This is a genomic window from Mesorhizobium helmanticense, assembly GCF_003034915.1.
Classification (GTDB): domain Bacteria; phylum Pseudomonadota; class Alphaproteobacteria; order Rhizobiales; family Rhizobiaceae; genus Mesorhizobium; species Mesorhizobium helmanticense.
The window spans coordinates 84,258-107,956 of the sequence record NZ_PZJX01000025.1; the positions used below are offsets into that span (position 1 = coordinate 84,258).

Consider the following 23,699-nt stretch of genomic DNA (forward strand, 5'->3'; position numbering starts at 1 on the left):
GCTCCTATTCAGCAGCGACGCGCGTTGGCGCCGGCTTGAAATCCTCGGGGAAATGCGTGATCGAGCTCATCACCGGGTAAGGCGTGAAGCCGCCCAGCGCGCACAGCGATCCGAACTTCATCGTGTTGCAGAGGTCGGTAACCAGGGCGAGGTTCTTCTCCGGCTCGATGCCGGCCGCGAGCCTGTCGATGGTCTCGACACCGCGGGTCGAGCCGATGCGGCAGGGCGTGCACTTGCCGCAGCTCTCGATGGCGCAGAACTCCATGGCGAAACGCGCCTGCTTCAGCATGTCGGCGGTGTCGTCGAACACGGTGATGCCGGCATGGCCGATCAGCCCGTCCTTGGCGGCGAAGGCTTCATAGTCGAACGGCGTGTCGAACAGGGCGCGCGGGAAATAGGCGCCGAGCGGCCCGCCGACCTGCACCGCCTTGACCGGACGCCCCGAGGCCGTGCCACCGCCGATATCGTCGACGATCTCGCCCAGCGTCATGCCGAAGGCCGCCTCGAACAGGCCGCCATGCTTGACGTTGCCGGCGATCTGGATCGGGATCGTGCCACGCGAGCGGCCCATGCCGTAATCCTTGTAGAAGGCCGCACCCTTGTCCATGATGATGGGCACCGAGGCCAGCGAGATGACGTTGTTGATCACCGTCGGCTTGCCGAACAGCCCCTGGATCGCCGGCAGCGGCGGCTTGGCGCGCACCACGCCGCGCTTGCCTTCCAGGCTGTTCAAGAGCGAGGTTTCCTCCCCGCAGACATAGGCGCCGGCGCCGACGCGGATTTCCATGTCGAAAGTGTTGGGCGAACCCAGCACATTGACGCCGAGCACGCCGGCCTTGCGGGCGACCTCGACAGCCTTGTTCATTGTCGCCACCGCATGCGGATATTCCGAGCGGATATAGACAAAGCCCTTGGTGGCGCCGGTGGCGATGCCGGCGATCGCCATGCCTTCGATCAGCACGAAGGGATCGCCCTCCATGATCATGCGGTCGGCGAAAGTGGCGCTGTCGCCCTCATCGGCGTTGCAGACGATGTATTTGCGGTCGCCCGCCGTATCGAGCACCGTCTTCCACTTGATGCCGGTCGGGAAGCCGGCGCCGCCGCGGCCGCGCAGGCCGGACTCGGTGACTTGCTTGACGATGTCGGCCGGCGCCATGGCCACCGCGTTCTGCAATCCCTTCAGCCCGCCAAGCGACTTGTAGGCATCGAGCGACAGCGGGTCGTTGATGCCGCAGCGCGCGAAGGTCAGCCGCGTTTGCTTGGCCAGGAACGGGATCTTGTCGGGCGCACCCAGCCAGCGCTTGTGATGGCCGCCGGTGAGAAAGCCGCAATCGAACAGGCTCTTGACGTCCGATGGCTTGACCGGTCCGTAGGCGACGCGGCCATTGGCGGTTGCCACTTCGACCATCGGTTCGAGGAAATAGGCGCCGCGCGAACCGTTGCGCACGATCTTGGCCTCGATGCCGCGATCGGCCAGTTCCTTCGCGATCGCCTTGGCGACCTTTTCCGCGCCGAGCGCCAGCGCGCCGGAATCGCCGGGAATGTAGATGCGGGGGATCATGAGCGCACCTCCGCGGCGATCTCTTCGATCTTCTCGTCATCGAGCCGCCCGATCACCTCGCCATCCAGCATCGCCGATGGCGAACAGGCGCAAAGCCCGAGGCAATAAACCGGCTCGAGTGTCACCGAGCCATCGCGGGTGGTCTCGTGAAAACCGATGCCGAGCAACTGCTTGAATTTGGCGGCGACAGCGTCCGAACCCATCGACTGGCAGGCTTCCGCCTGGCAGAGCTTGAGCACATGCCGGCCGGCCGGACGGGCGCGGAAATCATGATAGAAGGTGACGACGCCATACACCTCGGCCCTGGAGAGGTTCAGCCCATCGGCGATGACGGGCAGTGCTTCCTGCGGCACATGGCCGAACTCTTCCTGGATGCCGTGGAGGATCGGCAGCAGCGGGCCTTCGAGGCCCTTCATCTCCTGGACGATCGCCGCCGTGCGCGACGCAATCTCGGTACTTGCTAGCTGCATCGTCATGCAGCGCCCTCCCTGGTCGATAGCGATTTGTCGCTAAGTCTTTACAAAATCAGAGGAAACCCGTGGAATCAATAAAGCTGTTTCGTCGCTTGATAGAAATTTTCTATCAAGCTCCCTCAGCACGCATTGTTTAGCCTAGTGCTGGGCGCGGAAATCGTCCGCCAGCGCCATCGCCTCGTCCAGCAGCGCCGAGACCAGCGGCGTGTGCGGTTCGCGCGGCGTCGCCACCAGCCCGACTGTGTGGCTGGCATCCGGCTCGACGATCGGGATGGCCCGGATCGGTTCGGAAAAGCCGAATGTTTCCGCAAGGTTGAGCGGCATGATCGACGACCACTTGCCAGTCCGGATATGTGAAAACAGCACGATCATCGAATTGGATTCGAGCGTCGGCCGCACCTGAACGCCGGCTTCGGCCAGATGCTGGTCGATGATGCGGCGATTCTGCATGTCCGGCGTCAAAAGACAGAGCGGCAGCTGGCTGAGTTCGGCCCATGTCACTTTGTCGCGGTCGGAATAGGTGTTTCCGGTCGCGGTGATCAGTTGGTAGCGCTCGTCATAGAGCGGTACGCTGGTCACCCGGCCGAGCGGCTCGTTATCGAGATAGGTGATGCCTGCGTCGATGTCGAAATTGCCCAGCAGCGTCAGCACCTCGATCGAGGTCCGCGACAGCACCGAGAAGGTGACGCCCGGATGCTTTTCGCGGAAGGGCGTCGTCAGCCGCGCCACCATGGCGAGCGCGGTCGGTACGGCGGCGATGCGGATGCGGCCGGACAGGCCGTGGCGCGCCGCCCGCATCTCCTCGCGCATGGTGCGGCTGTCGCCGACGATGCGTCGCGCCCACACCAGCACCTGCTTGCCTTCCGGCGTCAGCCCCTGGAAGCGTGAGCCGCGCAGCACCAGCATCACGCCGAGCTGGCCCTCGAGCTGCTTGATCCCGGCCGAAAGCGTCGGCTGAGTGACGCCGCACAGCTCCGCCGCCCGGCCGAAATGCTCTTCCCTGGCCAGCGCGATGAAGAATTCCAGCTTGTCGATCATGCCGCGAGCCCTTCTGCAAAGGTCGAACGGCCGAGCCGTTTGCTAGATATCGTCTATCAGGCCGCGGGTGGCGGCAACATGCAATAACCAATTGATAAGATTTGCCTTGTCATCATGGGCGATATCAACACTGCAGCGGCCTGCTGGAGGTGAGATTGGTTAGCACGCTCCATCAGCATCCGCCAGAAATGCAAACCGCAGCGGATCTGCGCGAAGCGGCGCGCCTGCAGGCGCTCGATCGTTTCGACATACTGGACACGCCGCGTGAAGCCTCATTCGACCGCATCACGCGATTGATACGGACCGTCCTCGATGTCCCGATTGCCATTGTGTCGGTCATTGACAGGCATCGGCAATGGTACAAAGCTTGCGAAGGTCTCTCCACCGGCGAAGCCGAGCGCAAGGACACATTTTGCCGCCATACGGTCCTCATGGACGGCCCGCTGATCGTTCGCGATGCAACAAAAGATCCGCGTTTTGCCGACAACCCTCATGTCAGGAACGATCCTCACATCCGGTTCTACGCAGGCGTGCCTTTGCGCACACGCGATGGCCACAACATCGGCAGTGTCTGTGCCATAGGTTACAAGCCGCGAGAATTCGGCTCGCTTGAGACGGCCATACTGCAGGATTTCTCCGACCTGGTCATGGATCAGCTGGAAATGCGCCAGCATGCTTCCAGCGATGCGCTCACCGGTGTGCTCTCGCGACGGGCTTTCATGGAGCAGGGTCGCAGGGCGTTTGCGCTGGCGAAACGGCAGCGCTTCGATCTCTCCTGCATCGTCTTCGATGTCGATCACTTCAAATCGGTCAACGATACATTCGGCCACGCCGTCGGCGACGAGGTTTTGAGCGGCGTTGCCAGGCGATGCGGCGCGGCCTTGCGCGATGTCGACATATTCGGGCGCGTCGGCGGCGAGGAGTTCGCCATATTAATGTATTCCAGCCGCAAAGGTGCGCTTGAATCGGCCGAGCGACTGCGCGGCGCAATCGAAGCGATGAAGCTCGCGCATGGCACGGTTGAGATAGCGGTTACCGCAAGCCTGGGCGTTGCGCCGCTCGATTCCACAATCTCCAGCCTGCATGACCTGATCGAACGCGCCGACACGGCCATGTACAGCTCGAAGCACGCTGGCCGCAATCGGACGACCGTCTGGAACTCGCTGGCAAACGACGAGGCACGGCCACGTCGAAGGGTACTCAAGGCTGGCCAGATCGTGTTCAACGCGCGCATGTCTACCATCGACTGCACGGTCCGCAGCCTCGGCGAGGACGGCGCCACTATCGACGTCTCGAATATCGCCGGTATTCCTGAGCAGTTCCTGCTGGTTATCAGGGCAGACAAATTCGAAACGAAATGTCGTGTCGTTTCCCAGAAGGAAAGACGTCTGGAACTGTCTTTCGACTGAGCGGGCACTAGTCAGCCGGCAAATCCACATCTTTAAGCCGGCTTAGCGGTTTCCACCGGCTGCTCGCAGCGCTATGTGGATGAAACGGCACGACGGGAGATCGAACATGCTGGGCTGGTTCCGCAAGCTGCTGCCGCGCGAAGATCGCTTCTTCGATCTGTTCGAGCAGCATTCCCGTACCGTGGTCGGCGGCGCTGAAGCGCTCCAGCAGCTTCTCCAGGGCAAGGACATCGACCGCTGGTGTCAGAAGATCATCGATCTCGAGGACGAGGCCGATCACATCACCGCCGAAGTCCTGCTTTCCGTGCGCCGCTCTTTCATCACGCCGTTCGATCGCGGCGACATCAAGGATCTGATTCAGTCGATGGATGACGCCATCGACATGATGCACAAGACCGTCAAGACGGTAAGATTGTTCGAGAAGAGGGAGTTCGACCCGCTGATGCAGGAGATGGGTGGCGTCATCGTCGATACCGCCAAGCTGGTCGCCGAGGCGATCCCGCTGCTCAGCAAGGTCGGCGCCAACAGCGCGCGCCTCAACGCCATCGCCGAGGAGGTCATGCGTGCCGAGGGCCGTGCCGATGATCTGCACGAACAGGGCCTGAAGGACCTGTTCAAAAAGCATGGCCGCAGCGACCCGATGGCCTACCTGATCGGCAGCGAGATCTATGGTCAGCTCGAAAAAGTGGTCGACCGTTTCGAGGACGTCGCCAATGAGATCAGCGGCATCGTCATCGAGAACGTGTAGGCGATGGAAGCGACAATCGCCTTTCCCCTGCTGATCGGCCTTGTCGCCGTCGCGCTGTTCTTCGATTTTCTCAACGGCCTGCACGACGCCGCCAACTCCATCGCCACCATCGTCTCCACCCGGGTGCTGAGGCCACATTATGCGGTGTTCTGGGCGGCTTTCTTCAACTTCATCGCCTTCATGTTCTTCGGCCTCCATGTTGCCGAGACTGTGGGAAAGGGCATCATCGATGCCAGCATCGTCACGCCGGCTGTGATCTTCGCTGCCCTTGTCGGCGCCATTGTCTGGAACATCGTCACCTGGATTGCCGGCATCCCTTCGAGCAGCTCGCATGCGTTGATCGGCGGCCTGGTCGGCGCCGGGGTTGCCAAGGCTGGCGCCGGCGCCATCGTCTGGTCTGGTCTTGGCAAGACCATTGCGGCCATCGTGCTGTCGCCAGCGACAGGGTTCCTGCTGGCTCTGCTCCTGGTCCTTCTCGTTTCCTGGCTGTTCGTGCGTCAGACTCCGTTTGCCGTGGACAGTACCTTCCGTGTCATGCAGTTTGTCTCCGCCTCGCTCTATTCGCTCGGGCACGGCGGCAACGACGCCCAGAAAACCATGGGCATCATCGCCGTGCTGCTCTATTCGCAAGGCATGCTGGGCGGAAGTTTCCATGTGCCGCTGTGGGTCGTGCTCACTTGCCAGTCGGCATTGGCGATGGGCACATTGTTCGGCGGCTGGCGCATCGTTCACACGATGGGCTCGAAGATCACGCGGCTGAACCCGATGCAGGGCTTCTGCGCCGAGACCGGCGGCGCGATCACGCTGTTCGCCGCCACCTGGCTCGGCATCCCAGTCTCCACCACGCATACGATCACCGGCGCCATCGTCGGTGTCGGTGCTGCTCGCCGCGTCTCGGCGGTGCGCTGGGGCATCGCCAGCAACATCGTCATCGCCTGGGTGGTGACCTTGCCTGCCACCGCCGCGATTTCGGCACTCACCTACCTGGCGGTCAGCCTCGCAAGTTGACGTCGCGCCGTTGCCAGCCGAATGGACGAACTATCTGTCCACAAGGTTCAGGATATTGCCGTCCGGATCCTTGAACCAAGCAACCTTCATGCCGTGACCGACGTGGATATCGCCTTCGATCGTCGTATGAGGCATGTCGTAGTGCTCGAAAACAACACCCTTCGATTTCAGCGCCTTGACGATATTGCCGATCTCGTCGCCGACCATCCAGGTCACTGCCGTCGCCTTGTTGGTGCCGGCGAAATCCGAGTGGTACACATTGATGCTGGTGTCGCCGCTTTTGTAGACGATCAGTTCGCCGCCCTCATCGTGAACCTCCGTCAAACCCAGGATGTCGTGGTAGAAGGCCTTGGCCTTGGCAAGGTCCTTCACCGCGAGGTTTGCTGTTGCGTTGCTGTTTGCGAGCATGACAGTCTCCTTTTCCTTGTGGGCACGTCCGAAAGCCATGCAGGAAATAGGGCCGCTTCGTCTTCGGGCGACCGCTGCCTGCACGACTGGCGGGCGTCTTCCCAAGGACGTTCGGCTTCCGCAAAATCCTACAAGCCAACGCAGGTTTTTGGGCGCATGTCACCCGGCGTGTCGTTCCGCCGCTTGGTTCTGCCCGGGAACTGCATTATCTCATGCGCAAGTTGCGTAAGGAAAAAGCTGATGCCCGCTCTCCAGGAAAACGTCACCAAGGAAATCGTCACCGAGCGCCTGAAGACGGTCAACGGGCCGGACTTCACCGGCAACATCGTCGATCTCGGCATGGTGTCCGAGATTTTCATTGCCGACGCCAAGGTCTTTTTCTCCATTACCGTTCCTGCGGCCCGCGCCCAGGAAATGGAGCCGCTGCGCGCCGCTGCCGAACGGGTGGTGAAGGCGATTCCAGGTGTCGCCGGCGCGGTGGTTGCGCTGACGGCGGAGAAGAAGGGTGGCGGCATGGAGGCTCCTGTACCGCAGCGGCCCGCACCCAGGCCCGCGCCGCAGCCCGCGCCCGCCCGGCCGCCTCAGGCACCCGCTTCGCACAGCCACGGCAAGCGTGGCGTGCCCGGCATCGAGACGATCATCGCGGTGGCCTCCGGCAAGGGCGGCGTCGGCAAGTCGACCACCGCCGTCAACCTCGCGCTCGGCCTCGCCGCCAACGGCTTGAAGGTCGGCGTGCTCGATGCCGACATCTATGGCCCGTCCATGCCGCGGCTGCTGAATATCCATGGCCGTCCGCAGACCGTCGACGGCAAGATCCTGAAACCCATGCAGAATTACGGTCTGAAGGTCATGTCGATGGGTTTTCTCGTCGACGAGGAGACGCCGATGATCTGGCGCGGGCCGATGGTGATGTCGGCGCTGACGCAGATGCTGCGCGAGGTCGAGTGGGGCGCGCTCGACGTGCTCGTCGTCGACATGCCGCCCGGCACCGGCGACGCCCAGCTCACCATGGCCCAGCAAGTGCCGCTGGCTGGCGCCGTCATCGTTTCGACGCCGCAGGACCTGGCGCTGATCGATGCGCGTAAGGGTCTCAACATGTTCAAAAAGGTCGACGTGCCGCTGCTGGGCATCGTCGAGAACATGAGCTACTTCCTCGCTCCCGATACCGGCAAGCGCTACGACATTTTCGGCCATGGCGGCGCCCGCCGCGAGGCCGAGCGTCTCGGCGTCACCTTCCTCGGCGAAGTGCCGCTCGAAATGGGCATCCGCGAGAGCTCGGATGCCGGCACGCCGGTGGTCGTCTCGAAACCGGATGGCGCCGAGGCCAAGATCTACCGCGACATTGCCGCGAAGGTCTGGAGCCGGGTCAACGAGGAACGCGGGGCGGCGGAAGCGGCGGTGCCGAGCATCGTGTTCGAGTAACTCCTCGACGGGAAGCTCAGCCGCCCACTTTTTCGCCGAAGCTCGAAAAAAACTGTCCCGCCAGTTTCTTCGAGGTCGATTCGATCAGCCGGCTGCCAAGCTGGGCGATCTTGCCGCCGACATCGGCCTTGGCCGCGTATTTGAGGATTGTGGTATCCTCCCCATCTGATGTCAGCGTAACGTCGGCGCCGCCCTTGGCGAAGCCGGCAATGCCGCCCTTGCCCTCGCCCTGGATCGTGTAGGAATGCGGCGGCTTGAGGTTTTTCAAGGTTACCTCGCCCTTGAACGTCGCCTTGATCGGCCCGATCTTCAGCACGACGGTCGCCGCCATCTCTGTATCCGACTTCTTCTCCAGGCTCTGGCAGCCGGGAATGGTTTGCCGCAGAATGTCCGGATCGTTCAGCGCTTCCCACACTTTCTGCAGGGGTGCGGCGATGCGCTCCTCGCCTTCAATCACCAAAGCCATCTAAATCTCCCCGGAAAAGACAGGCCCGAAGCCCTAGCGCAGGGGTGGGGACATGTCTATCGCACCAAAGTGCGGGTCAGGATTGCGCGAGCCCCTTGCTTGCACTCGCGCATTGTCATATCGATTTGTCCTACAAATACGGAGACCATGATGGCAGGCGCCCCCACGGACAAGAAGAAATTTCGCTCGCAGGAGTGGTTCGACAACCCCGACAATCCGGGCATGACGGCGCTTTATCTCGAGCGCTACCTGAATTACGGACTGACGCGCGCCGAACTGATGTCGGGCAAGCCGCTGATCGGCATCGCCCAGACCGGCTCGGATCTGTCGCCCTGCAATCGCCATCATATCGAACTGGCCAAGCGCGTACGCGAGGGCATCGTCTCGATGGGCGGCATCCCGTTCGAATTCCCGTGCCATCCGATTCAGGAGACCGGCAAGCGTCCGACCGCCGCACTCGACCGCAACCTCGCCTATCTCGGCCTGGTCGAGGTGCTCTACGGCTATCCGCTCGACGGCGTCGTGCTCACCATCGGTTGCGACAAGACCACGCCGGCGCTGCTGATGGCGGCCGCTACTGTCAACATTCCGGCGATCGCGCTCTCGGTCGGCCCGATGCTGAACGGCTGGCACAAGGGCAAGCGCACCGGCTCCGGCACCATCGTTTGGGAATCGCGCCAGCGCCTGTCGGCCGGCGAGATCGACTATGACGAGTTCATGGACATTGTCGCCTCCTCGGCGCCGTCGACCGGCTATTGCAACACCATGGGCACCGCCACCACGATGAATTCGCTGGCCGAGGCGCTCGGCATGCAATTGCCGGGCTCGGCCGCGATTCCGGCACCCTATCGCGAGCGCGGCCAGATCGCCTATGAGACCGGCAAGCGCATCGTCGACATGGTGCATGAGGACCTGAAGCCGTCCGACATCATGACCCGCAAGGCCTTCGAGAATGCCATCGTCGTCAACTCGGCCATTGGCGGCTCGACCAACGCACCGATCCATCTCAACGCGATTGCCCGCCATCTCGGCGTGCCGCTCGACAATGACGACTGGCAGAAGGTCGGCCTCAGTATCCCGCTCATCGTCAACCTGCAGCCGTCGGGCGAATATCTCGGCGAGGACTATCATCATGCCGGCGGCGTGCCGGCAGTGGTCGCCGAACTGATGAAGGCCGGGCTGCTTCCGCATCCCGATGCCATGACCGCCAACGGCAAAACCATGGGCGACAATTGCAAAGGCGCCGTCAACGAGAATCTCGATGTCATCCGCACCGTCGCGGAGCCGTTGAAAGCCAATGCCGGCTTCATCAATCTCAGGGGTAATCTCTTCGATTCGGCGATCATGAAGACCAGCGGCATCTCGCCGGAATTCCGCGAGCGCTATCTGTCCAACCCGAAGGACCCCGAGGCTTTCGAGGGCAACGCCATGGTCTTCGACGGGCCGGAGGATTACCACGCCCGCATCGACGATCCGGCGCAAGGCATCGACGAGCATACCATCCTGTTCATGCGTGGCGCCGGCCCGATCGGCTATCCCGGTGGCGCCGAGGTCGTCAACATGCAGCCGCCGGCCTATCTCATCAAGAAGGGCATCCACGCGCTGGCCTGCATCGGCGACGGCCGCCAGTCGGGCACATCGGGCTCACCGTCGATCCTCAACGCTTCGCCCGAGGCGGCAATAGGCGGCGGGCTGGCGCTGCTGAAGACCGGCGACCGCGTCCGCATCGACCTGCGCAAGGGCACCGCCGACATCCTCGTCACCGATGACGAGATCACGCGGCGCCGCGCCGAACTGCAGAACAATGGCGGCTATCACTATCCCAAGCACCAGACGCCCTGGCAGGAGATCCAGCGCGGCATGGTCGACCAGTTCTCGGCTGGCATGGTGCTGAAGCCGGCGGTGAAATATCAGGATGTCGCGCACACCAGCGGCGTGCCAAGGGACAATCACTGAACGCTGGAGCGCCGCGGCTGCACAAACGGCGGCTTGATCCGGATCGAGCCGCCGCCGGTGCGTCCCTGCTCTACAAATAGCTGGTGACCGCAGGCGCTTCCATCTGCCGGTCGCGCTTGCCATCCTCATAGACGATTGGTGCCGCGTCTAGTTCCTCTTCGGTGACGTCGTCGAGACAGGCGACGTTCACCGCCCAGAAGTTCCCGCCCATGAAGTCGAGATAGCCGCGCGAGAGAAAATTCGCGCCGCAGTTCGGGCACATATAGTGGTTGATGTCGCCTTCCGGCCAGTTGGACGGCGTCGCCTGGTACTCCCGCATCCGGTCGCGGCCGTCCGTCACCCGCACAGCCTCATAGGCTGCGAACGACTTTCGGTAGCCGAGTTTCCAGCAGAAGCTGCAATTGCATTTGCGGATGCCGTCAGTGAGGTCGATATCGGCCTCGAAATGCACCGCGCCGCAATGGCAGCTGCCGTGATAGGTCTTTTTCATCGTCTTGCCTCGTGGGTTTGAATTGTGCTGGCCGCGCCCGACAAGCCGCCGAGCGAGACTTCTTCTCAATTGCTCGCCAGATAGACGCCGAGCTTGTCCAGGCATTCGCTCCAGCCCTCAATATGAGAATCCCGGGTTTCGATGTCGGCGAACGACTCCTGCCTGAAAGTCAGCCGTGTGCGGTCGCCTTCGGCGGTGATGGAAACCGTCACCAGGGTCTCGACCCGGTCCTGGAAGTCGCCTTCGTCCCAAGAGAAGGTGAAGGCGATGCGCTTCGGCTCGACAATCTCCTGGAATATACCCGACATCGCATAGGTCTGGCCGTCTGGCCCGTGGATGAGGTGACGGTAGCGCCCGCCTTCGCGGAATTCGAGCGTCTCCGTGGTCGAGGAAAAATTCCTTGGCCCCCACCAGCGCACCAGATGCTCCGGCGTCGTCCACAGCTTGAACACCAGACCCGGCGGTGCATCGAACAAGCGCGAGATCTCCAGTGCGTATTGCGGTGCTTCGGCTGTCTCAGTTCTTGCGGCCATCCGGGTCTCCCTTGGTCTGGATTTCCTTGAGATAGTCGGCCATGCGATCGAAACTGTCGTCCCAGAAGCGGCGATAGTGCTCCAGCCAGCCGGCAACTTCCTTCAGTGGCCCGGCTTCCAGCCGGCATGGTCGCCACTGCGCCTCCCGTCCGCGCGTGATCAGCCCGGCATGCTCCAGCACTTTGAGGTGCTTAGAGACTGCCGGCAGGCTCATGGCGAAGGGGGCTGCCAGCTCATTCACGGTCGCTTCGCCAACTGCCAGCCTTGCCAATATGGCGCGCCGCGTCGGATCGGCCAGCGTGGCGAATGTCGTCGAGAGGTGGTCCATTGGCATATCGATTAGCCTTAAAGTTAATTAACCAATGAGTTAAATATAAGTGACCTATCCGCCTGTCAACCCACGCAAGTGCAATCGAGCTGTGTCCTTTCTCCTGAACCGCTTGGCAACGGAATGGGACAAGGGCGCCGGATGATGCTTGACAAGCGGGCGCGACAAACCCACCATCATCGCAAGGGGTGCATCGCGACGACCCCGTGAGGCGTCAGCCCAACGTTCGCGTCCAAGCTTCTCTTTCAAGGAGGTGGACGCCATGCCGTCAACAACCGCTATCACCGTATCGCAATTGTCCCGTTTGATTGGTCTGCCGGGTGCGCCCGCGATCGTCGATGTTCGCGTCGATGATGATTACAACGCCGATCCGCGCCTGTTGCCGGCCTCAAGCCGGCGTCATTTCAAAACCGTCCAGGCCTGGGCGGCTGACTTTGCCGGCAGTCGGGTGGCGGTCGTCTGCCAGAAAGGGCAAAAGCTCTCGCAAGGCGTGGCCGCGTGGCTGCGGCATGAGGGCATTGCCGCCGAATCCCTCGAAGGCGGGTTCGAGGCCTGGCGCGATGCCAAGGGGCTCCTGGTCCGCACCGACAAGATGCCGCCCCGCGACCATAAAAGCCGCACGGTATGGGTGACGCGGGCTCGCCCGAAGGTCGATCGCATCGCCTGTCCCTGGCTGATCCGGCGTTTCATCGATCCGGGCGCGGTTTTTCTCTTTGTCGAGGCCGCCGAAGTGGCGGCCGCCGCGGATCGCTTTCAGGCCGTGCCTTTCGACATCGACGATGTGTTCTGGTCGCACCGGGGCGAACGCTGCACCTTCGACACGATGATCGAAGAGTTCGGGCTCGAATCCGAGCCGCTCGACCGTCTCGCCATGATTGTGCGCGCGGCCGATACGGCAAGCCTCGATCTGGCTCCCCAGGCGGCCGGTTTCCTGGCCGCCTCGCTTGGTCTGTCACGGATGTTTCGCGACGATCTGGAACAGTTGCAGGCGGGCATGCTGCTTTACGACGCGTTTTTTCGCTGGTGCCGCGACGCCACCGAGGAGACGCACAACTGGCCAAGCGCGGGCAAACCAGCATGAGTGTCCAGACTTCTGGCAAAACGGGGGCTTCCGAAAATTTGGGCGAGGCCGCCTTGGCGCCGACGTTCAGCGAGGCCGTGAAGGTCTGGGCGAAAATCGGCTTGCTCTCCTTCGGCGGGCCGGCCGGGCAGATCGCGCTCATGCACAGGGAACTGGTCGAGGAGCGGCGCTGGATCGGCGAACAGCGTTTCCTGCATGCATTGAATTACTGCATGCTGCTACCCGGTCCGGAAGCCCAGCAGCTTGCTATCTACATCGGCTGGCTGCTGCACCGGACGCTCGGCGGTCTGGTCGCCGGCCTCCTGTTCGTCGTGCCGGGCGCGGTTGTGATGCTCGCCTTGAGCACCCTCTATGCGCTGTATGGCGACGCGCCGCTTGTGGAGGCGCTGTTCTTCGGGGTGAAGGCGGCCGTGCTCGCGATCGTCATCGAGGCGGTCATCCGGATCGGGCGGCGTGCCTTGAAGAACCGGGCAATGGTGTCGATCGCACTCGCCGCCTTCATCGCCATCTACGCATTGAATGTGCCGTTTCCGCTCATCGTCCTGCTTGCGGGCCTGACAGGCTGGATCGGCAATCGCGTTGCGCCGGGCCGTTTCTCCGGTTCTGCGCACGGCAAGGGCGATGCTCCAGACATCAAGGGCGCGGTCGACCTGATGTTCGAGCGTGGTGAACTGACCCATACCAGGCCGACGAGATGGCATGCGCCGCGCACCTTGGCGACCTGGTTGCCGATCTGGCTCGGGCCTGTGCTTCTGATCTGGGCGTTCACCGGATCCGCCAGCGTTTGGAGTGAGATCGGCAGGTTCTTCAGCATCATGGCAGTCGTCACCTTCGGCGGCGCTTACGCAGTCCTTGCCTATGTCGCGCAGGCAGCGGTCGGCTCCTTTGGCTGGCTGGCACCCCGTGAGATGGTCGATGGCCTTGGGCTCGCAGAAACGACGCCCGGTCCGCTCATTCTGGTCCTGCAGTTCGTCGGCTTTCTTGCCGCGTTCCGCCAACCCGGCGCGCTGACCCCGCTGCTTGCCGGGTCGCTTGGGGCGTTGCTTACGTTGTGGGTCACATTCACCCCGTGCTTCCTCTGGATATTCCTCGGTGCGCCCTACATCGAAGCGCTGCGCGGCAACAAGGCGCTGTCGGCGGCGCTCGGTGCGATCACCGCCGCCGTCGTCGGCGTCATCATGAATCTTGCCCTATGGTTCGCCTTGCACGTCATTTTCGGTGAGGTGCGCAGCATGGGTGGAATGAACGTTCCTGTACTTTCATCCATCGACTGGCGCGCGGCGCTGCTGTCATGCGCCGCCATGATCGCCATCCTGAAGCTGAAGATCGGCATGCTGCCGACGCTGGCGGGATCGGTCCTCGCCGGTGTCCTGTTGCTGGCCGCAAGCGGATAGAGGCGCTTCGCCGCGCCCAGCCTGCGCGTGCATAACAGCGATCGCGGTGCCATATGACTGGAAACGGATAGGAACATCATGGCCCGACGGCGCTCTTCTCCAGGTTTCCTCGGAATGTTCGGCCGCTCGGGTGATCTCAGGCAACTCGACGCGGCGTTGCGGGGTGCCGACCTCCATCCCGCCCTTGTGCCGGAGGGCGTAAAACTCACCATCGTCAATCTGATGAAGGATCATTGGTCCGACGAGCCGCCGCCGCAGGCCTATCCATCGGTGGCGCGGCTGTTCGGCTATTGTATTGCCGGACCGGAAGCGTTCGAACGGTCCAATGGCCGTGAAAACATGCTGGATGCGGAGCGCCGGATCGAGGCGGCGCTTGAGACCGGCGACAGCTTCGATGCGCAGATCGTGCTGATGACGCTGCATGCCAAGCTGATCAGCGCCGAAGTCGTCGAACGCTATGGGCTGAGCGCGGACTAATTGTCTAGGCGAGGCGGGCTCACCCGCCCATATTGCCGCGCGGCAGCTTGATCATCTCGCCGAAGCGGGCGCGCAGTTTGTCGTCGATCATCTTCGGCACATGGCGGGGAAAGCGCTCGGCGAGGATGCGTTTCTTCTCGATGATCGCCCGCTGCAGGATGTCGGGCCGGCCTTTCTCGTTCCATTCCTTCGGCGAAAAGCGGTCGCCGACGGCCGGATAGAAATATTCGGTCTGCATCAGCCTCAGCGTCTGTTCGTTGCCGAGATAGTGACCCGGTCCATTCAGGCAGACCTCGGCGATCGTGTCGATCGACAGCGCTTCGTCTGTCACCTCGATGCCGCGCACGCAGCGCAGGCAATGGCCGAGCATGTCATTGTCGATGATCAGGCTTTCCAGGCAGAAGCCGAGCAGCGAGGCATGCATGCCGGCCGATTCATAGACGAGGTTGAGGCCGGCAAGACCGGCCATCACGTCGGTGATGCCCTTTTCGTAGCCGGACTGGATATCGGGCAATTTCGAATCCGTCATGCCGGCGGCCGAACCGCCGGGCAGGTCATAGAATTGCGCCATCTGTGCGCAGGCCGCGGTCAGCACCGCCTGCTCGGCCGAACCGCCCGACATGGCGCCGGTCCTGAGATCCGACACGAACGGCCAGGTGCCGAAGATCGCCGGATGTCCCGGCTTGATGGCGTTGACATAGACGAGGCCGACCAGCACTTCTGCCACCGCCTGCACCACCGCACCGGCAATAGCCGCGGGAGCGGTGGCGCCGGCCTGGCCGGCGGAGAGCAAAAGAATCGGGATGCCGCCTTCGACACAGGCTTCGAGCACGCCGCAGGCATCCTCGGCGAATTTCATCGGCGGCACCACGAAGCAGTTCGAATTCGACACGAACGGCCGTGCACGGAAATTCTCCTCGCCGCCGGCGATCGCGTAGAGCATGTCGAGCGCCGGCTTGACGTTCTCGCGCACCGTGAACGAGGTGCCGACATGTTTCGAAGTTCCCATCACGCAGGCGTAGAGCGTGTTGAAATCCATATCGAGCGGATCGGGAATGTCGCGCGGCACCATTGGCCGCTGGAAGAAATGGATGTTGTCCAGCCCTTCGACGATACGGGCGGCGTCATAGATGTCCTGCAGCAGCGACTCGCGGTATTCGCGCTTCTCGACATCCACCAGGTGCACGGCGGCCCCTGCCGTGCCGTAATGCACGCGCTTGCCCTTGATCAGCATGTCGTGTTTTGGATCCTGACCGTGCAGGGTGAAATGCCGTGCCGCTCGTCTGATGGTGTCGAGGACCAGCGCGCGAGGGAAGCGGATGCGGCCATCGTCGCCATAGGTGGCGCCGGCCTTGGTCAGCGCCTCGATGCAGGAGGGGATGGCGTTGGCGAAGCCGACAGTCTCGAGCAGCGTCAGCACCGCCTCGTGGATGCGCTCGCGGTCGTTTTCGCTGAGCGGTCCGTAGCTGCCGCCCTCGAGGCCGGCGCGCACCGGCTTGATGTCGTCGGCAAGGGGGGCTGCCCGCATGGCGCGGCGCGCTTCGCGCCCGCCCGATCGCCGCGAACGCTGGTCCGCGGGCGAATCCGGCTTCTCAAGAGCCACTGACATCGAGGCACTCCACCTTTAGCTGCGAAGCGGGAGGCGGCGGTAGGTCCACCATCGGCCTGCTTCGTCCCCTTTATCCCTCGACTATGCCGCCGGCATTGGCACAGCCTATGGGCCAGCCGACATGGTCGCATATGCCAGAGTGCTAAAGGACCTCTCCAAGGGAACGGAGCCGGTTCCGGCTCCGTTCGGGAGAAGGATCAGGCCGCCGCTGGCCTGCGGCCCGCCGCTGTCGCCAGTTCGCGGATGCCGGGCTCGATATGCTGCAGCGCGATCGAGGAAATGCCCAAGCGCATGAAACGCGAAGGCTTTTCGGTGCGGTCGAAGAAACGGTCGCCGGGCTCGATGATGACGCTGCGCGAGGCGGCGGCCTCGGCCAGGCCGCGCGAATCGGTGCCGCGCGGCCCCTCGAGCCAGAGCGATGTGCCGCCGGCCGAATCGGTCGAACGCCACTCCGGCAGGAAAGCGGAAATCGCATGGACCAGGCGCTTGCGCCGCTCATCGAAGGCGGAGGACAGCCGCCTCACCAGCGCCTCGTGATGGCCAAGCGAAAGGAACAGCGCGACCGCGCGCTGGTTGTTGGCCGGCGGATGCCGCAGCATGAAGCGGCGCAGCGCGCGAAGCTCCGAGATCAATCCGGCCGAGGCGACGATGTAGCCGAGCCTCAGGCCAGGAGCCAGCGTCTTCGACATCGAGCCGACATAAACGACGCGGCCTGAGCGGTCGAGGCTCTTCAGCGCCTGCTGCGGCGCCTCGTCCAGGAGTTGGCTGTCATAGCCGTCTTCGATGATGATCTGGTTGTAGCGGTTGGCCCGCGACAGCAAATCCTGCCGGCGCTCCGCCGACAGCGGCACCATGGTCGGGCAATGATGGCTGGGTGTCACGAAGACGAAGCCGGAATCGTTGGGGATGGAAGTGGTTACGATGCCGGACTGGTCGACCGGAACCGGCGCGATATCGGCGCCGGCCAGCCGGAAGATCGAACGTGCGTCGGGGTAGCCGGGATCCTCCATCGCCACCTTGGAACCCTTGGTCATCAGCAGCGTGGCCAGCATATAGAGCGCGTTCTGGGCGCCGAGCGTCACGATGATCTCGTCCGGATTGGCGAAGATGCCGCGGCGCGGCAACAGCCGCGCCTGGATCTGTTCGATCAAGAGCGGATCGTCGCGGTCGACCATGTCGGAGGCCCAGTTACGGATTTCGAGCACGGCCAGCGCCATGCGGTTGCACTCGCGCCATTCGGCGGTCGGGAACAGCGCCGGATCGAACTGGCCGTAGACGAAGGGGTAGGACGACTTGATCCAGTTGTCGTGCTTGGCCGGTGGCGGCATGTCGCTGGCGGCGATCTGCCGGCGCGCCTTCCAGTCGATCTCATTGGCCTGGTCGGGCGCCTTCTGGTGCGGCTTGGCCGGCGTCGCCAGCACGTCGGGATTGACGAAATGGCCGCGCCGTTCGCGCGCCACAAGAAACCCCTGGTCGACCAGCTGCTGGAAAGCCAGCACCACAGTGCCGCGGGCGACGCCGAGCTTTTCGGCCAGAATCCGGCACGACGGCAGCGGCATCGAAGCGGCAATCTGCCGGTCCAGTATGGCGGCGACGATCGCCTGACGGATCTGCGCCTGCAAGGTCTGGCCGGATTCCGCCGAAATCCGGAACAGGCCAGACCATATGGCCGTATCGTTTCGCTGTGGCATGGAAGATGTTTCCTCGATGGCCAGCCTTTTTTGCTTGGCTGGACCAGTCGAATGTAACGGTGGCACAAGGTGTTGCGCCAATCAATTTTTCTGATCGCTGGGATTTATGCCAGTGATCCTTCACGGCTTTTTGCTGCATCGCAACACAGCAGTGTGATGCAGTGCGGCATCCCCGCGCATTGAAACGAATGGAATTCGGCTCGATACAGTGGCGCGACGACATGCGCCGGAAACATCCGGTCATTAGGGATGACATGTTAAGGCTCGGAGTTTGGCAGTGGATCAATCGTCCTTTCAAGAACAGCTCGCCGCGTTGCGCGATCACCGCGCGACCGCGTCCGGCAGCATGCGCGAGGTTTTCGCCGCCGATCCCAAGCGCTTCCAGACATTCTCTGCCACCGATGGCGACCTGCTGCTCGACTGGTCGAAATGCGCGGTCGATGCGCGCACCATGGACCTGCTGGAGAAGCTGGCGGGAGCGGCCGACCTCGAGGGCCGGCGCGCCGCGATGTTCGAAGGCAAGAAGATCAACATCACCGAGGATCGCGCAGTGCTGCACACGGCGCTGCGCAACCTCAGCGGCAAGGGCGTGGTGCTCGACGGGCAGGACGTGAAGACCGAGGTTCTCGCCGTGCTCGACGCCATGGGCGCTTTCGCCGACGCCGTGCGTTCCGGCAAGGCGGCGGGCGCCACCGGCAAGAAGATCACCGACATCGTCAATATCGGCATCGGCGGTTCCGATCTTGGCCCGGCCATGGCGACGCTGGCGCTGGCGCCCTATCACGACGGGCCGCGCGCGCACTACGTCTCCAACATCGATGGCGCCCACATCCACGACACGCTGAAAGGCCTGTCCGCCGAAACTACCTTGTTCATCATCGCTTCGAAGACCTTCACCACGGTCGAGACGATGACCAATGCCGAGACGGCGCGCAAATGGATAGAAAAGGCGCTCGGCAAGGAAGCCGTCGGCAAGCACTTCGCCGCCGTTTCAACCGCGCTCGATCTGGTGGCCAAGTTCGGTATCGAGGCTGACCGTGTGTTCGGCTTCTGGGATTGGGTGGGTGGCCGCTATTCCGTCTGGGGCGCGATCGGTCTGCCGGTCATGATTGCCGTCGGCCCGAGGAATTTTCGTGCCTTCCTCGATGGCGCCCACGAAATGGACGAACATTTTCGCACCGCGCCGCTGGGCAAGAACCTGCCGGCGCTGTTGGGGCTGATCGGCTGGTGGCATCGGGTGATCTGCAAATATCCCGCCCGCGCGGTTATTCCTTATGACCAGCGGCTGTCTAGGCTACCGGCCTATCTGCAGCAGCTCGACATGGAATCGAATGGCAAGAGCGTCACCCTCGACGGCGGCGCGGTGACGACACCGACAGGCCCGCTGGTCTGGGGCGAGCCCGGCACCAACGGCCAGCACGCCTTCTTCCAGTTGCTGCACCAAGGCACCGATTTCATTCCGGTCGAATTCCTCGCCGCCGCGATCGGCCATGAGCCCGATCTCAAGCACCAACACGATCTGCTGCTCGCCAACTGTCTGGCGCAGTCGGAAGCCTTCATGAAGGGCCGCACGCTCGAGGAAGCGCGCGCGCAGATGCTGGCCAAGGGCATGAAGCCTGCCGATGTCGACAAGATCGCGCCGCATCGCGTCTTCTCCGGCAACCGTCCTTCGGTGACGATCCTCTACAAGAAGCTTGATCCGCATACGTTCGGGCGGCTGATCGCGCTTTATGAGCACCGGGTCTTCGTCGAAGGCACGCTGTTCAACATCAATTCCTTCGACCAGTGGGGCGTCGAGCTCGGCAAGGAACTGGCGACCGGACTGCTGCCTGTCGTGGAAGGCAAGGAGAGTGCCGCAAAGCGGGACGCTTCGACGGCTGGCCTAGTGGGGCATATCCACCATTTGCGTGCATCGGAGTAAAAGCTTGGGCGACATCAAGGGAATTTTGTTCGACAAGGATGGGACGCTTGTCGACTTCAACGCAACATGGCTCGGCATCGCGGATTTCATGGCGTTGGAAGCGGCCGAGGGCGATCGCTGGAAGGCCGACAGGCTGCTCGCCGCGGCGGGCTTCGATTTCGCCGCCAAGCGCTTCAAACCCGACTCGATCTTCGCATCCGGCTCAAACCTCGACGTCGTTGAACTGTGGTTTCCCAGGCTGTCCGACGAAGACCAGATGAGCGCCGTTGCGCATTTCAACGAGATTACCTCGATGAAGGGTTCGGCATTGGCCGTGGCGCTGCCAGGCATTGTCGAGACGCTTGGCGTCCTCCACAAGAAAGACTACCGGCTCGGCGTCGCCACCAACGATTCGACCAGCGGCGCGGAAAAGACGCTGGTTACGCTCGGCGTCGCACAGCTGTTCGACGCCGCCTATGGCTATGACGCGGTGGCCAACCCGAAACCGGCGCCGGATACGATCCTCGCCTTTTGTGACCTGACTGGCCTGAGGCCGGGCGAGATCGCCATGATCGGCGACAACCGTCACGATCTGGAGATGGCGCGGGCCGGCGGCTGCGGGCTGGCGATCGGCGTCCTCTCCGGCACCGGCACGCGCGAATCTCTGTCGCAAATCGCCGACGTCATTCTGGATTCGGTGGCCGATCTGCCCGATTTTCTCTCGACGCGGGTCAAGGAAACGATTTGACCGGCTGGAGCGAGAAGACGCCGCTCGGTTTCGTTGCGGCGTGCCTAGCCTCGCCGAAATCCGGCACGATATATTCGGCGAGCAGTTGAAGCCGTGACCGGGGCAGCCACGCGCGGCCAGGGTCGCCAACCAGCACATCGATGCCGGCCGCCAGGCAGCGGTCGAGGAAGGGCATGACCCGCTCACCGACATGCTGGTCGTAGAAAACGTCGCCGGCCACAATGAGATCGGCCGCGGGCGGTGGTCCGGCGGTGATGTCTTCGCCGATGACCGTGATCGTAACGCCGTTGGCCGCGGCATTGAGGCCGAGCGCGGCAACGCCGTTGCGATCGATCTCGGCGGCGATCACCTCGCTGGCGCCGGCCTTTGCCGCGGCGATGCCGACGAGGCCTGAACCGGCGCCAAGGTCGAGCACGCGGCGCCCCATCACCGTCCGCGGCCGGTCGACTATGTAGCGGGCAAGCACCGCGCCGCCGGCCCAGGCATAGGCCCAATAGGGTGGCTGCGGCTCGTTTCCGTCGGCTTCGGTGTCTTCTTCTTCCGGATCGGTGAGCCGTCTGAGACCGCTTCCCGGATGGGCCGTGTAAAGCCGGATTTCGGGAAGCGGGGGCACCGGCATCAGGCGCATGTTCGCCCTGATGAACGCGACCGGGTCAGGGCTGGAACGCGGGTCGACCGCTTCGCCGCCGGCAAGGCAATCGTTCAAGATAGCGCCTATTCCCGCAGCGCCCGCCGCAGGATCTTGCCCACCGGCGTCTTCGGCAATTCGGTGCGGAACTCGATATATTTGGGCCGCTTGTAGCCGGTCAGGTTCTCGCGGCAATAGGCGGCCAGCGCCTCAGTGGTCAGCATCGGATCCTTCTTGACCACGAACAGCTTCGGCGCCTCGCCTGAATGCTCGTCCGGCACGCCGATCGCCGCCACTTCGAGCACGCCCGGATGCAGCGCCACGACCTCCTCGAGTTCGTTCGGGTAGACGTTGAAGCCGGACACCAGGATCATGTCCTTCTTGCGGTCGACGATCTTGGTGTATCCGCCCTCGTTCATGAAGCCCATGTCGCCCGATTTGAAGAAGCCGTCCTTGGTCATCACCTTGGCTGTCTCGTCCGACCGGTTCCAGTAACCGGCCATCACTTGCGGTCCGCGAATGCAGATCTCGCCGACCTCGCCGAGCGGCAGATTGTTGCCGTCGTCGTCGCGGATGGCGATCTCGGTCGAGGGCAGCGGCAGGCCGATCGTGCCGGTGAAATTGCCGTCGCTGAATTTGTTGGCCGTGGCCACCGGCGAGGTTTCCGAAAGGCCGTAGCCCTCGGTGACCGGGCAGCCGGTCAGCGCTTTCCAGCGCTCCGCGACCCCCTTTTGCACCGCCATGCCGCCGCCCAGCGTCAGGATCAGCGGCTTGAAGTCGAGTTTGCGGAAATCCTCATTGTTGAGCAGCGCGTTGAACAGCGTGTTGAGGCCCGGAAAGATGTGGACCGGGTATTTCTGCAACTCCTTCACAAAGCCGGGAATGTCGCGCGGGTTGGGGATGAGAATGTTCTGGCCACCCATTTGCATGCCCATCAGCGCATTCACCGTCAGCGCGAAGATGTGATAGAGCGGCAGTGCGCAGACAAGGTTGAGATGCGCCGGTTTCGGCTTGACCGTGTAGGCGTCCTCGATCCAGAGCGCGTTCTGCGTGACATTGGCCAGCACGTTGCTGTGCAGCAGCGTCGCGCCCTTCGAAATGCCGGTGGTGCCGCCCGTATATTGCAGGAAGGCGACATCGTCGGCCGCCACCCTGGCGGGCTTGAAGCTTATACCGGCGCCCGTCTTCAGCGCCGCGTTGAACTTGACATGGCCAGGCAACGACCATGCGGGCACCATCTTCTTCACCCGGCGTACGACGAAATTGACGATCGTTCCTTTCAGCGTGCCAAGCATGTCGCCCATTGAGGCCACCACGACATGCTTGACCGCCGTCCTGGCGATGACCGCTTGCAAGGTGTTGGCGAAGTTCTCGAGAATGACGATGGCCTGCGCGCCGGAATCCTTGAGCTGGTGTTCCAGTTCGCGCGGGGTGTAGAGCGGGTTGACATTGACCACGACATAGCCGGCGCGCAGCACCGCCATCATCGCCACCGGATATTGCAGCACGTTCGGCATCATCAGCGCCACGCGTGCGCCCTTCTGCAATCCCTTCGACTGCAGATAGGCGCCGAAGGCTGCCGACTGCCGCTCGAGTTCCGCATAGGTGATGGCCTTGCCCATGCAGGTAAAGGCTGGCTGGCCGGCGAACTGTTTGCAGGCGGCGACAAGAAAGTCGCCGATCGAACTGTGGGGCAGCGGACCGATCTCGGCCGGAACGATTTTCGGATAGTTTTTGAGCCATGGCTTTTCCGGCAGCCCGGCGGCAAGCGCCGTTAGCGCCTTCGGCAATCTCTTGACCGGCGCTGATTTTGGTGTCGCCGTTTGTTTGGCGGCAACGGGCTTCGCCGCCGCTGCGGTCTTTCCGGCCGCTGCCTTGGCCGCACCTTTCGCGGCGGGCTTTGCGATTGTTTTGGCAGTCCCTTTGGCGGCAGCTTTGGCAGATGGCGCTTTTGGCGTGTCGGCGCCGGTCTGTTTTGCTCCGGCTTTGGCCTTCGCCGGAGTCTTTGCGGATTTTGCCATCTGTCCCTCCCTCGTCATTCTTCTTGTTGTCGCTGCTTGCCTGATGTCGCGTCATCTCCCGGATGACAGGGACGGCGGCGTTGCGGATTCCCCAAGAAATCCAGTGTACCATCTATGTATTGCGACTATCGGCGACCGTGCAAGTCTTGCCCCTGCGGCAAGGCAGGAAAGATTTGCCGTCAAAATCTTTCGCCGACAACGCCTTGGGAAGCTGCTTCCTGTTCTGTTGGCGGCGAGCTCGAAGTCAGTGGATTATTGTATCGGCGAGATCGGCGATCAATAAAAAAATGCGGTCGTTAATAATAGTGTG

Annotated in this window: 23 protein-coding genes; 11 read left to right on the forward strand and 12 right to left on the reverse strand. The window is 62.9% G+C overall.

What is annotated here, in order from left to right:
* Positions 1 to 4: 4 nt before the first annotated feature.
* From C9427_RS11720 to C9427_RS11730, 3 genes are all read right to left on the reverse strand, one after another.
* Complete coding sequence (locus C9427_RS11720) at positions 5 to 1,561, reverse strand: formate dehydrogenase beta subunit (RefSeq protein WP_107649338.1); 1,557 nt, start codon at positions 1,559 to 1,561, stop codon at positions 5 to 7.
* Positions 1,558 to 2,037: a formate dehydrogenase subunit gamma gene (locus C9427_RS11725; protein WP_107649339.1), complete on the reverse strand. Its 480-nt coding sequence runs from the start codon at positions 2,035 to 2,037 to the stop codon at positions 1,558 to 1,560. Before C9427_RS11725 ends, C9427_RS11720 begins: the two co-directional genes overlap by 4 nt.
* Before the next feature lie 135 nt (positions 2,038 to 2,172).
* The gene (locus C9427_RS11730; RefSeq protein WP_097574772.1) at positions 2,173 to 3,072 is read right to left on the reverse strand and encodes a LysR family transcriptional regulator; all 900 of its coding nucleotides are present in this window, start codon (positions 3,070 to 3,072) and stop codon (positions 2,173 to 2,175) included.
* Positions 3,073 to 3,260: 188 nt separating this feature from the next.
* Here C9427_RS11730 and C9427_RS11735 point away from each other — a divergent pair, with 188 nt between their 5' ends.
* From C9427_RS11735 to C9427_RS11745, 3 genes are all read left to right on the forward strand, one after another.
* On the forward strand, positions 3,261 to 4,481 hold the full coding sequence (locus C9427_RS11735) for a sensor domain-containing diguanylate cyclase (protein WP_107649340.1): 1,221 nt from the start codon (positions 3,261 to 3,263) through the stop codon (positions 4,479 to 4,481).
* Positions 4,482 to 4,587: 106 nt separating this feature from the next.
* Entirely contained in the window at positions 4,588 to 5,229 is a 642-nt protein-coding gene (locus tag C9427_RS11740; RefSeq protein WP_107649468.1) for a DUF47 domain-containing protein, read from the forward strand.
* Positions 5,230 to 5,232: 3 nt separating this feature from the next.
* Positions 5,233 to 6,237 carry an inorganic phosphate transporter gene (locus tag C9427_RS11745; protein ID WP_107649341.1) on the forward strand — a complete coding sequence of 335 codons (1,005 nt, stop codon included), beginning with the start codon at positions 5,233 to 5,235 and terminating at the stop codon, positions 6,235 to 6,237.
* A gap of 30 nt (positions 6,238 to 6,267) precedes the next feature.
* On the opposite strand, the gene C9427_RS11750 is transcribed toward C9427_RS11745, so the two are convergent.
* Complete coding sequence (locus C9427_RS11750; RefSeq protein WP_107649469.1) at positions 6,268 to 6,645, reverse strand: VOC family protein; 378 nt, start codon at positions 6,643 to 6,645, stop codon at positions 6,268 to 6,270.
* 240 nt (positions 6,646 to 6,885) lie between these two features.
* On the opposite strand from C9427_RS11750, the gene C9427_RS11755 reads away from it, so the two are divergent.
* Entirely contained in the window at positions 6,886 to 8,067 is a 1,182-nt protein-coding gene (locus C9427_RS11755; RefSeq protein ID WP_107649342.1) for an Mrp/NBP35 family ATP-binding protein, read from the forward strand.
* Between the two features lie 16 nt (positions 8,068 to 8,083).
* Here C9427_RS11755 and C9427_RS11760 read toward each other — a convergent pair whose 3' ends face one another.
* A complete protein-coding gene (locus tag C9427_RS11760; protein WP_107649343.1) occupies positions 8,084 to 8,533 on the reverse strand; it encodes an SRPBCC family protein in 450 nt (149 codons plus the stop codon).
* Between the two features lie 150 nt (positions 8,534 to 8,683).
* Between C9427_RS11760 and C9427_RS11765 the strand changes: the two genes are divergently transcribed.
* Complete coding sequence (locus C9427_RS11765; RefSeq protein WP_107649470.1) at positions 8,684 to 10,489, forward strand: IlvD/Edd family dehydratase; 1,806 nt, start codon at positions 8,684 to 8,686, stop codon at positions 10,487 to 10,489.
* A gap of 70 nt (positions 10,490 to 10,559) precedes the next feature.
* Here C9427_RS11765 and C9427_RS11770 read toward each other — a convergent pair whose 3' ends face one another.
* The 3 genes from C9427_RS11770 to C9427_RS11780 all read right to left on the reverse strand — a co-directional run bounded on the left by C9427_RS11770 (position 10,560) and on the right by C9427_RS11780 (position 11,840).
* Complete coding sequence (locus C9427_RS11770; RefSeq protein WP_107649344.1) at positions 10,560 to 10,979, reverse strand: GFA family protein; 420 nt, start codon at positions 10,977 to 10,979, stop codon at positions 10,560 to 10,562.
* A gap of 65 nt (positions 10,980 to 11,044) precedes the next feature.
* Positions 11,045 to 11,512 (reverse strand): SRPBCC domain-containing protein, encoded by a 468-nt coding sequence (locus C9427_RS11775; RefSeq protein WP_107649345.1) that lies wholly within the window; start codon positions 11,510 to 11,512, stop codon positions 11,045 to 11,047.
* Positions 11,496 to 11,840, reverse strand: a complete 345-nt coding sequence (locus tag C9427_RS11780) for an ArsR/SmtB family transcription factor (RefSeq protein WP_107649346.1) — start codon at positions 11,838 to 11,840, stop codon at positions 11,496 to 11,498. Before C9427_RS11780 ends, C9427_RS11775 begins: the two co-directional genes overlap by 17 nt.
* A 262-nt stretch (positions 11,841 to 12,102) precedes the next feature.
* Here C9427_RS11780 and C9427_RS11785 point away from each other — a divergent pair, with 262 nt between their 5' ends.
* The 3 genes from C9427_RS11785 (at position 12,103) to C9427_RS11795 (ending at position 14,792) form a co-directional block, all read left to right on the forward strand.
* Positions 12,103 to 12,921 carry a chromate resistance protein ChrB domain-containing protein gene (locus tag C9427_RS11785; protein WP_107649347.1) on the forward strand — a complete coding sequence of 273 codons (819 nt, stop codon included), beginning with the start codon at positions 12,103 to 12,105 and terminating at the stop codon, positions 12,919 to 12,921.
* The gene (gene chrA, locus C9427_RS11790) at positions 12,918 to 14,315 is read left to right on the forward strand and encodes a chromate efflux transporter (RefSeq protein ID WP_107649348.1); all 1,398 of its coding nucleotides are present in this window, start codon (positions 12,918 to 12,920) and stop codon (positions 14,313 to 14,315) included. The genes C9427_RS11785 and chrA overlap by 4 nt, the downstream gene beginning before the upstream one ends.
* 78 nt (positions 14,316 to 14,393) lie before the next feature.
* Positions 14,394 to 14,792, forward strand: a complete 399-nt coding sequence (locus tag C9427_RS11795; protein ID WP_107649349.1) for a hypothetical protein — start codon at positions 14,394 to 14,396, stop codon at positions 14,790 to 14,792.
* 19 nt (positions 14,793 to 14,811) lie between these two features.
* On the opposite strand, the gene C9427_RS11800 is transcribed toward C9427_RS11795, so the two are convergent.
* Both C9427_RS11800 and pdxR read right to left on the reverse strand, forming a co-directional pair.
* Positions 14,812 to 16,401, reverse strand: coding sequence for a trimethylamine methyltransferase family protein (locus C9427_RS11800; protein ID WP_107649350.1), 1,590 nt, complete (start codon positions 16,399 to 16,401; stop codon positions 14,812 to 14,814).
* Positions 16,402 to 16,598: 197 nt separating this feature from the next.
* Positions 16,599 to 18,092, reverse strand: a complete 1,494-nt coding sequence (pdxR, locus tag C9427_RS11805; protein WP_107649351.1) for a MocR-like pyridoxine biosynthesis transcription factor PdxR — start codon at positions 18,090 to 18,092, stop codon at positions 16,599 to 16,601.
* Between the two features lie 271 nt (positions 18,093 to 18,363).
* Here pdxR and pgi point away from each other — a divergent pair, with 271 nt between their 5' ends.
* Together pgi and C9427_RS11815 are read left to right on the forward strand one after the other, a co-directional pair.
* Positions 18,364 to 20,013 carry a glucose-6-phosphate isomerase gene (gene pgi, locus C9427_RS11810; RefSeq protein WP_425351643.1) on the forward strand — a complete coding sequence of 550 codons (1,650 nt, stop codon included), beginning with the start codon at positions 18,364 to 18,366 and terminating at the stop codon, positions 20,011 to 20,013.
* A gap of 4 nt (positions 20,014 to 20,017) precedes the next feature.
* Entirely contained in the window at positions 20,018 to 20,740 is a 723-nt protein-coding gene (locus C9427_RS11815; protein WP_107649353.1) for an HAD family hydrolase, read from the forward strand.
* On the opposite strand, the gene C9427_RS11820 is transcribed toward C9427_RS11815, so the two are convergent.
* Positions 20,724 to 21,446, reverse strand: a complete 723-nt coding sequence (locus C9427_RS11820) for a class I SAM-dependent methyltransferase (protein ID WP_245437062.1) — start codon at positions 21,444 to 21,446, stop codon at positions 20,724 to 20,726. The two genes, C9427_RS11815 and C9427_RS11820, sit on opposite strands and share 17 nt — an antisense overlap.
* A gap of 8 nt (positions 21,447 to 21,454) precedes the next feature.
* Entirely contained in the window at positions 21,455 to 23,158 is a 1,704-nt protein-coding gene (locus tag C9427_RS11825; protein WP_208636361.1) for a long-chain fatty acid--CoA ligase, read from the reverse strand.
* A gap of 4 nt (positions 23,159 to 23,162) precedes the next feature.
* On the opposite strand from C9427_RS11825, the gene C9427_RS34415 reads away from it, so the two are divergent.
* The gene (locus C9427_RS34415; RefSeq protein ID WP_208636362.1) at positions 23,163 to 23,672 is read left to right on the forward strand and encodes a hypothetical protein; all 510 of its coding nucleotides are present in this window, start codon (positions 23,163 to 23,165) and stop codon (positions 23,670 to 23,672) included.
* Positions 23,673 to 23,699: the final 27 nt, after the last annotated feature.

Excerpts from the sequence above, each read along its gene's own strand:
- C9427_RS11720 (WP_107649338.1), bottom strand. The coding sequence starts at position 1,561 with ATGATCCCCCGCATCTACATTCCCGGCGATTCCGGCGCGCTGGCGCTC.
- C9427_RS11725 (WP_107649339.1), bottom strand. The coding sequence starts at position 2,037 with ATGACGATGCAGCTAGCAAGTACCGAGATTGCGTCGCGCACGGCGGCG.
- C9427_RS11730 (WP_097574772.1), bottom strand. The coding sequence starts at position 3,072 with ATGATCGACAAGCTGGAATTCTTCATCGCGCTGGCCAGGGAAGAGCAT.
- C9427_RS11735 (WP_107649340.1), top strand. The coding sequence starts at position 3,261 with ATGCAAACCGCAGCGGATCTGCGCGAAGCGGCGCGCCTGCAGGCGCTC.
- C9427_RS11740 (WP_107649468.1), top strand. The coding sequence starts at position 4,588 with ATGCTGGGCTGGTTCCGCAAGCTGCTGCCGCGCGAAGATCGCTTCTTC.
- C9427_RS11745 (WP_107649341.1), top strand. The coding sequence starts at position 5,233 with ATGGAAGCGACAATCGCCTTTCCCCTGCTGATCGGCCTTGTCGCCGTC.
- C9427_RS11750 (WP_107649469.1), bottom strand. The coding sequence starts at position 6,645 with ATGCTCGCAAACAGCAACGCAACAGCAAACCTCGCGGTGAAGGACCTT.
- C9427_RS11755 (WP_107649342.1), top strand. The coding sequence starts at position 6,886 with ATGCCCGCTCTCCAGGAAAACGTCACCAAGGAAATCGTCACCGAGCGC.
- C9427_RS11760 (WP_107649343.1), bottom strand. The coding sequence starts at position 8,533 with ATGGCTTTGGTGATTGAAGGCGAGGAGCGCATCGCCGCACCCCTGCAG.
- C9427_RS11765 (WP_107649470.1), top strand. The coding sequence starts at position 8,684 with ATGGCAGGCGCCCCCACGGACAAGAAGAAATTTCGCTCGCAGGAGTGG.
- C9427_RS11770 (WP_107649344.1), bottom strand. The coding sequence starts at position 10,979 with ATGAAAAAGACCTATCACGGCAGCTGCCATTGCGGCGCGGTGCATTTC.
- C9427_RS11775 (WP_107649345.1), bottom strand. The coding sequence starts at position 11,512 with ATGGCCGCAAGAACTGAGACAGCCGAAGCACCGCAATACGCACTGGAG.
- C9427_RS11780 (WP_107649346.1), bottom strand. The coding sequence starts at position 11,840 with ATGGACCACCTCTCGACGACATTCGCCACGCTGGCCGATCCGACGCGG.
- C9427_RS11785 (WP_107649347.1), top strand. The coding sequence starts at position 12,103 with ATGCCGTCAACAACCGCTATCACCGTATCGCAATTGTCCCGTTTGATT.
- chrA (WP_107649348.1), top strand. The coding sequence starts at position 12,918 with ATGAGTGTCCAGACTTCTGGCAAAACGGGGGCTTCCGAAAATTTGGGC.
- C9427_RS11795 (WP_107649349.1), top strand. The coding sequence starts at position 14,394 with ATGGCCCGACGGCGCTCTTCTCCAGGTTTCCTCGGAATGTTCGGCCGC.
- C9427_RS11800 (WP_107649350.1), bottom strand. The coding sequence starts at position 16,401 with ATGTCAGTGGCTCTTGAGAAGCCGGATTCGCCCGCGGACCAGCGTTCG.
- pdxR (WP_107649351.1), bottom strand. The coding sequence starts at position 18,092 with ATGCCACAGCGAAACGATACGGCCATATGGTCTGGCCTGTTCCGGATT.